This window comes from Xanthobacter agilis (assembly GCF_021730435.1).
In the GTDB taxonomy this organism is placed as follows: Bacteria; Pseudomonadota; Alphaproteobacteria; order Rhizobiales; family Xanthobacteraceae; genus Xanthobacter; species Xanthobacter agilis.
Genome location: NZ_JABWGX010000056.1, coordinates 1 through 7,311 on the forward strand (window position 1 = coordinate 1; position 7,311 = coordinate 7,311).

The window sequence follows — 7,311 nt, forward strand, 5'->3', positions numbered from 1 at the left end:
TCACTGAACATCCCGAGGCGCCGCCCGGCGCCTCAACGGCCCGTTGGCGAAGCCCGCGGCGCCAGTCGCGAGGCCGGATAGGCCAGCGCGATCAGAACCGCGCCGGACAGCAGGAACACTGGTTCCACGCCCACCAGCACCGCCACCTGCGCCGTCAGCAGCGCCCCGAACGCCTGACCAATGAAGAAGGCCGACGCGAACAGCGCCACCGCGGAGCCGCGCGCCTCCGGCGCCAGTTCCGTGGCGAGGATCTGCAGCACGTTGTGCAGCATATAGAAGCAGAAGCCGCCGAGGGCGAACAAGCCCACCACCATCGCGAGATGGGGCACCAAAGCGGAGATCATGAACAGCAGGCCGAGACTCACCGCGCCGGCGCCCATCATGCCGCTCAATCCCAGGATCCGCACCAGGACCGGCACGGCCAGGCTGTAGAAGGCGCCACCGATGGCGAAGGCGGCCAGCACCAGCCCCGCCTCCACCGCGTCTCCGAGCCCATGGGCCACCATCAGCGGCGCCACCATGGGAAACACGCCGAACGAAAAGGCCCCTTCGATGGCCACCACCGCATAGACCTTGATGGACAGCGGGTTGCGCAGCACCGCCCCGTAGCGGGTGAGGGAGGCGCCGAAGGACAGGGGCTCGCGCGCCTTCTGTTCCGTTATGCCGAGAAACGTCGCCAGCGCCGCCGCGCCCGCCATGACGCTTGCAGCGGCGAACACCTCCCGCCACCCCACGAAAGCGGCGATGAAGCCGGATGCCGCCGAACCCAGCAACTGCCCCAGCACCAGCGCGAGGAGAATCCGGCTGAGCGCCAGCGGGCGCTGCTCGAAGCTCACCCGATCCCCCACCATGGCGAGCACCACCGGGATGATGCCCCCCGCGAACGCTCCGGAAAAGACGCGCGCCGCCAGCAGCATCTGATGGCTCACCGCCAGCGCCGAGACGGCAAGGCCCAGCGTCAGCAGCACCAGGTTGAAGCGCACCAGGCGCACCTTGCCCACCGCATCGCCGATGGGCCCGAACACAAGCTGCATGGTGGCGTAGGGCAAGGTGAAGGCGCTCGCCAGCATGGCGACCTCCTGCAGCGTCACATTCAGATCCGCGGCAAGGATGTTGAGCATGGGATCGACGGCGCGCATGGAAAACGTGCTCGCGAACGTGGCGAGGCCAAGAATGAACAGAAACGGCATAAGGGAACCGGAGCAAGGCGGGATCTGCGCCTAGCCCTCCCCCAGGCCGGCGCTCCGGTCAATATGCCCCAGCGTCAGGACGACACGGATCTTTGCCCCTGTGGCACGGGCCTGCCAAAGACCGCGCCATGCCCACGGATTGGTCACGCGCAAACCCAAGACGGAAGGACGCATTGACATGGCGCTGTTTTTTCATATGGTGCTAACCGTCGTCCGAGTTATGTCGAATCCAAGCGCGCCGACCGACGACCACTCGTCTGAGCCCGTACGGCACGGGACGTTCGATCAGCGGCGCGCCGCCGCATCCAAAAGATGCAATGTCATTTTCCGAACTCGGCCTGAGCGCGAAGGTTCTCGCGGCGGTCGCCGACACGGGCTACACAGAGCCCACACCCATCCAGGCCCAGGCGATCCCGCAGGTGCTGGCGCGTCGAGATGTGCTCGGCATCGCGCAGACCGGTACGGGCAAGACCGCGGCCTTCACCCTCCCCATGCTGACGCTCCTTGAACAGGGTCGCGCCCGGGCACGCATGCCCCGCACCCTGATCCTCGAGCCGACGCGCGAGCTTGCCGCGCAGGTTGAAGAGAACTTCACCCGCTACGGCAAGAACCATAAGCTGAACGTGGCGCTGCTGATCGGCGGTGTCTCGTTCGGCGACCAGGACTCCAAGCTCCTGCGCGGCGTTGACGTGCTCATCGCCACCCCCGGCCGCCTGCTCGACCATGTGGAGCGCGGCCGGCTCCTGCTGTCCGGCATCGAGGTGCTCGTCATCGACGAGGCCGACCGCATGCTGGACATGGGCTTCATCCCGGACATCGAGCGCATCTGCAAGCTGGTGCCCTTCACCCGGCAGACGCTGTTCTTCTCGGCCACCATGCCGCCGGAGATCCAGCGCCTCGTAGCCCAGTTCCTGTCGAACCCGGTGCAGATCGAGGTGTCCAAGCCCGCCTCCGCGGCCACCACCGTCACCCAGCTCCTGGTCGCCTCCGGGCGCGAGGACTGGGAGAAGCGGGACGTGCTGCGCGGCCTCATCCGCGATTGCGACAACCTGCAGAACGGAATCATCTTCTGCAATCGCAAGCGCGACGTGGCGGTGGTTCATCGCTCGCTGCAGAAGCACGGCTTCAATGCCGTGGCCCTGCACGGCGACATGGACCAGCACGCCCGCACCCAGGCGCTGGACCAGTTCCGCGCCGGCGAAGCCACCTTGCTGGTGGCCTCGGATGTGGCGGCGCGCGGGCTCGACATCCCGGCGGTGGGACACGTGTTCAATTACGACACGCCCCATCATGCCGAGGATTATGTGCACCGCATCGGCCGCACCGGCCGCGCCGGCCGCACCGGCGTTGCGTATACGCTGGTCACCCACACCGACGCCAAGTCGCTGGCGGCCATCGAGAAGCTCATCGGCAATGCCATTCCCTGGCAGGGCCCGCCCCTGGGCGAGGCGCCGCCGCGCGAGAAGAAGGAGGGCCGCGACCGCGAGGACGGCCGTCTGCGCGGCAAGCGCCGGGTCGAGAAGGAAGGCGGTGGCGAGCCCCGTCGCGAGCGGGAAAAGGCTCCACGCGAACCACGCGTCGAGGCGCCGGCCCGCGTTGAAGCCCCGGCCCGCGCCGAGGAGCAACCCCGCAGCGAACGTCCCCGGCGCCCGCAACGCGAGGAAAACGTCGAGGCCCGCCCGCCCCGCCGCGAGCGCACACCGGCCAACGAGCCGGCGGATATGTCCCACCTGCCCGCCTTCCTCCTGCGCCCGGTTCGGGTGAAGGCCAGCTGACGCCTCTGGCCGAGGCCGCTTCATCCTCGGATGCGCGCGGCTTCGGCGTGGTGCCCTCCTCGGGGCACCACAAGTTGCGCCCGCGACATGATCCCGGATCGCCATCGCCCCATCGACCGCGCGGCGCAACGCGCGGTTCGCCTGAGACGAGCACAGGGACAAACACCTGGCACCGACAAACACCCGGCACTGACGAACACCCGGCACCGGCGTTCATCCGGCACGCTCGAACAACACTCCTGCCGCGCACAGCCTTGCCGCGCATGGCGTGGGTATGGCTGCCGTGGGGCGCTCCACCCTCTCCCATGTCCCGGTGCCCGAAAGGGTCTCGACCGCCTTCAGGCGCTTTCACCGCCGAAGAGCACTCAGGCCGGCGGCGGGCCCGGTCGTCGGCGCGCATGTCCGCCCTTGAGCGCCTTCGCGGCCTTGCCGTCCTTCTCCCGCGCCGCGGCGCGGGCCGCAGCCAGGGCGCGACGGGCGAGAGCGGCCAGTTCCTCCCCATCGTCAAGGGCGGCGTCGGGCACCTGCCAGAAGCTGGCCATGGTGCGTGGGCCGGTCTTGGCCACATAGCGGAAGGGGGCGCTGCCGCGCCCCGCGAGGTCCCCCGCCAGCGCCGCGTCGGCCTTCAGATACAACACCCCATCGGCCTCCAGCGCGAACATCAGCCCGTCGGCATAGAGGCCGGCACCGCCGAACATGCGCCGCAGACGCACCGGGCCGAACGCGCTGAACAGGTCGGCGATGGTTTCAGGCTCCATGACGGATCCCTCCCTCGGGCTCCGGAGGGTGTCCCCCACGCCGGCAAATCGCAAGCCCGCAAGCGGTGCCTCCAACGCGTTTTCCGTTCGGATCGGCCCCGGCCGCGGATGAGCGCGCGGGCCTGCGCGCCACGGAAACACCGGCCTCAGACCCATCAACGCGCGAGGACGGCGGCGCCGATCCCACTGGCATGGGCGCCAAGGCGGTTGCCACGGGCCTGCGTCATCCCCAATCTGGCGCCGGCCCCGCGTGGACGGGCCATAGTGATTCCCCATGGCACCCCGCTCCTTCCAATTTCTCCATGCCGCCGACCTGCACCTCGACAGCCCGCTGCGCGGCCTCGCCCGGCGTGGACCGGAGGCCCTCGCCTTCGCCGATGCCTCACGCCAGGCGCTGGAGAATCTGGTGTCGGCCGCGCTGGCGCGGAAGGTCGCCTTCCTGGTCATCGCCGGCGACATCTATGATGGCGACTGGAAGGACTTCTCCACCGGCCATGTGTTCGTGCGGCAGATGAGCCGACTGGCGCGCGAGGGCATCCGCGTCTTCATCGTGAGCGGCAACCACGACGCGGCCTCGGTCATCACCAGCGACCTTCCGCTGCCCCGGAACGTGCACCGGTTTCCGGTGGACGCGGTGGAGAGCGTGCCCCTGCCAGAGCTGCAAGTGGCCCTGCACGGGCGCGGCTTCGCGCAGCGCCATGTGGCGCGCAACCTGTCCCTCGACTATCCGGCGGCGCTGCCCGGCCATTTCAACATCGGCGTGCTGCATACCTCCCTCACCGGACGGGAGGGGCACGAGGTCTATGCCCCCTGCACCGTCGCCGACCTGGAGCGGACCGGCTACGATTATTGGGCGCTCGGCCACATCCATCAGCGCGAGGTGGTGGCGCAGCGCCCCGCCATCGTGTTTCCCGGCAACCTGCAGGGCCGCCACGCCCGCGAAACCGGCCCCAAGGGCGCCACCCTGGTGCGGGTGGAGGATGGGCGTATCGTCGCCCTTGAAGCCCTGACCCTCGACGCCGCCCGCTTCGACGCCGTGGCCGTCGACCTCACCGGCGTCAGCGCGCGCGATACCCTTCTGGAAAAGGTCCGATCCGCCCTTTCCGACGCCGTGGACCGGGCCGACGGGCGGCCCTTGGCGGCGCGCCTCACCCTCACCGGCGTGAGCCCGCTGGCGTCCGCCTTGCGCGCCGATCCGATCCAGCTTCACGAGGACATGGTGGCCCTGGCCGCCGAGGTCAGCGACGCCCTGCTGATCGAGAAGGTTTCCACCCGGCTCGAAGGCCCCCGCCCGGAAGCCGCGCCCATGCTCGCGGATTTCGGGCAGATCCTGGCCGCCGTCGCCGCCGACCCGCAGGTGCGCGCGGACATTCGCGACACCCTGCGCAAGCTGCACGACAAAGCGCCGAAGCCGGTGCTCAAGGCCCTGAGCCAGGCCAGGGAGGACGCCGGGGACGACGCCGGGGATGACCTCGACACGCAGCTCGCCGCCGCCATCGCCGAAGCGGAAGAAGCCATCCTCGCGCGGCTCGCCGATCCCGATGGGACCGCCTCATGAGATTTCTCAGCCTCGGGCTCGACCGCTATGGGCGCTTCACCGATCGCCCCATCACCTTCGACCCAGCCGCCCGTGTCGTGGTGGTGCTCGGCGCGAACGAGGCCGGCAAGACCACCGCCCTGTCCGCCGCCTGCGACGTGCTGTTTGGCATCGAAGAACGCTCGCGCTTCAATTTCCTGCATGATTATAAGGCCATGCGCCTGTCGGCCACGATCGTGGGAACGGATGGGCGCACCCTGTCGTTCGCGCGTCTCAAGCGGCGGCAGTCGACCTTGGTCGATCCGGACACGGATACCCCGCTGCCCGACGATGTCCTCGCGCCCTTCCTCGGTGCGCACGACAAGACCGCGTTCCGCGCCATCTTTGGCCTCGATCAGGAGCGCCTGCGCGAAGGTGGCGCCAAGCTGCTGGCCGGCGGTGGCGACCTTGCGGACACGCTGCTCGCTGCGGCGCCCGGCCTGAGCCGGGTGGCGGCCTTGCGGGAGCAGATGAAGGCCACCGCCGCCGATGTGTTCAATCCGGAACGCGCCAGCGCGCGGCACCTCTTCCATGCCGCCGTCGCGCGCTACAAGGACGCCGAAAAGGCGCGGCAGGACAGCGAGCTGCGCGGCGAGGCCGTGGCTCGGACCCGCGCCGACGCGGACGAGGCCGCGCGCGCGAAAGCCGATGCCATCGCCGCCGACGCAGCGGCGACCCAGGCCGCGCACCGAGCCCAGTCCCTGCTCGGCGCGGCAAAGGAGCTGCGGCTGATCGCGGCCGAAGAGGCCGCCCGCGCCGCCCTCGGCCCGTTGCCGGAGGTCGAGGCCGGCTTCCCGGAGATCGCCCGCGAGCGGCTCGCGGCCCAGGCCCGCGCCGCGGATGCCGCCACGAAGGCCGCTCTTGCGCAGGCCCAGGCTCGCGCCGCCCGCGACGGAGTCTTGGTGGACGACGCGCTGCTGGCGGCCTCCGACGAGATCGCCCGCCGGGACGAGGAACGGGCGCAGGTGGAAGACAAGCTCGCGAGCCTGCCCAACCGCCGGCGGGAGGCGGACGCCGCGCGCGCCAACCTCGCCCGCGTCGCCGCCGGGCTCGGGCTTGATGATGTAGACGCCGTGCGCGCCCGTCTGCCAGGCCTGCCATTGCTGGTGCGCGCGGAAAAGCTGGTGGATCGCCTGCGCGAATACGGCGCCCGGCGCGCCGCCCTGGACGAAGAGACCGACACCCTCGCCCGCCACCGCCGCGCGGCCGACAGGGCGGCCGAGGAACAGCCCGCCACCGAGGATCCGACACCGCTGAAGCGTCGGCTCGAGGCGCTGGACGGCGCGGAAGCGCGCGCCGCGAACGCCGAGAGCCAGGCCCGCCGCCTCGCCGCCGCCCGCGAAGCCCTGGCGGCGCGCATGGCGCGGCTGCCGTTCGGCCCTTGGGCGCCCGACGATCTGCTGCATCGCCCGTTGCCGGACCGCACGATGGCCGAGGCCGCCCTTGGCCGCCTCACGGCGGCTCAAGACGCGATGGCCCGTGCGGTCGAGCAGCGCGACGCCCTTGCCGAGCAGGCCGCGCAACTGCGCGCGCGGCGCCTCGCCCTCGAAGGTCCGGGCGGCGCGCCCACGCCCCAGGCCATCGCCGCCACCCGCGACAGCCGCGACACGCTGTGGCGCGTGCTGCGCCCGGTGCTGCTGGCCCAGCGCCCCGCCCACCTGGACGATGCGGCCCTGGCCGAGGATTTCGAGCGCGCCACCACCGCCGCCGACCGGCTGGCCGATGAGCGCCAGAGCGAAAGTCAGCGCCTCGCCGACCTCGCCCGCACCGAGATCGACCTCGCGGAACTGGACGCCCGCCACGCCGCCGCCGCCGCACGCGCGGGCGAGGCCCAGGCGGCCGCCCATGCGGCCGAAACGGCCTGGACGGCGCTCTGGACCAGCACCAGCCTGCCGCCGGACGCCGCATCGCTCGCGGTTCTGCGGGATGTGGAAGCGCTGCGCCAGACCGCCGACGATCTTCTGGCGCAGCAGGCGGAAGCCGCCCAGCTCGCCGAGGTCGCGAGCTGGGAC

At 70.9% G+C, this 7,311-nt stretch carries 5 protein-coding genes; 3 read left to right on the top strand and 2 right to left on the bottom strand.

The annotated features are described in order from the left end of the window. Window positions 1-32: 32 nt before the first annotated feature. Entirely contained in the window at window positions 33-1,190 is a 1,158-nt protein-coding gene (locus HUW53_RS21535; RefSeq protein ID WP_237347796.1) for an MFS transporter, read from the bottom strand. 317 nt (window positions 1,191-1,507) lie between these two features. On the opposite strand from HUW53_RS21535, the gene HUW53_RS21540 reads away from it, so the two are divergent. Beyond that, window positions 1,508-2,965, top strand: a complete 1,458-nt coding sequence (locus HUW53_RS21540) for a DEAD/DEAH box helicase (RefSeq protein WP_237347797.1) — start codon at window positions 1,508-1,510, stop codon at window positions 2,963-2,965. 365 nt (window positions 2,966-3,330) lie between these two features. Here HUW53_RS21540 and HUW53_RS21545 read toward each other — a convergent pair whose 3' ends face one another. Continuing rightward, the gene (locus HUW53_RS21545; protein WP_237347798.1) at window positions 3,331-3,723 is read right to left on the bottom strand and encodes a TfoX/Sxy family protein; all 393 of its coding nucleotides are present in this window, start codon (window positions 3,721-3,723) and stop codon (window positions 3,331-3,333) included. Window positions 3,724-3,997: 274 nt separating this feature from the next. Between HUW53_RS21545 and HUW53_RS21550 the strand changes: the two genes are divergently transcribed. Both HUW53_RS21550 and HUW53_RS21555 read left to right on the top strand, forming a co-directional pair. Then, on the top strand, window positions 3,998-5,281 hold the full coding sequence (locus tag HUW53_RS21550) for a metallophosphoesterase family protein (protein WP_237347799.1): 1,284 nt from the start codon (window positions 3,998-4,000) through the stop codon (window positions 5,279-5,281). Further along, a partial coding sequence (locus tag HUW53_RS21555) for an AAA family ATPase (protein WP_237347800.1) occupies window positions 5,278-7,311 on the top strand: 2,034 nt, incomplete at its 3' end. The genes HUW53_RS21550 and HUW53_RS21555, both read left to right, overlap by 4 nt.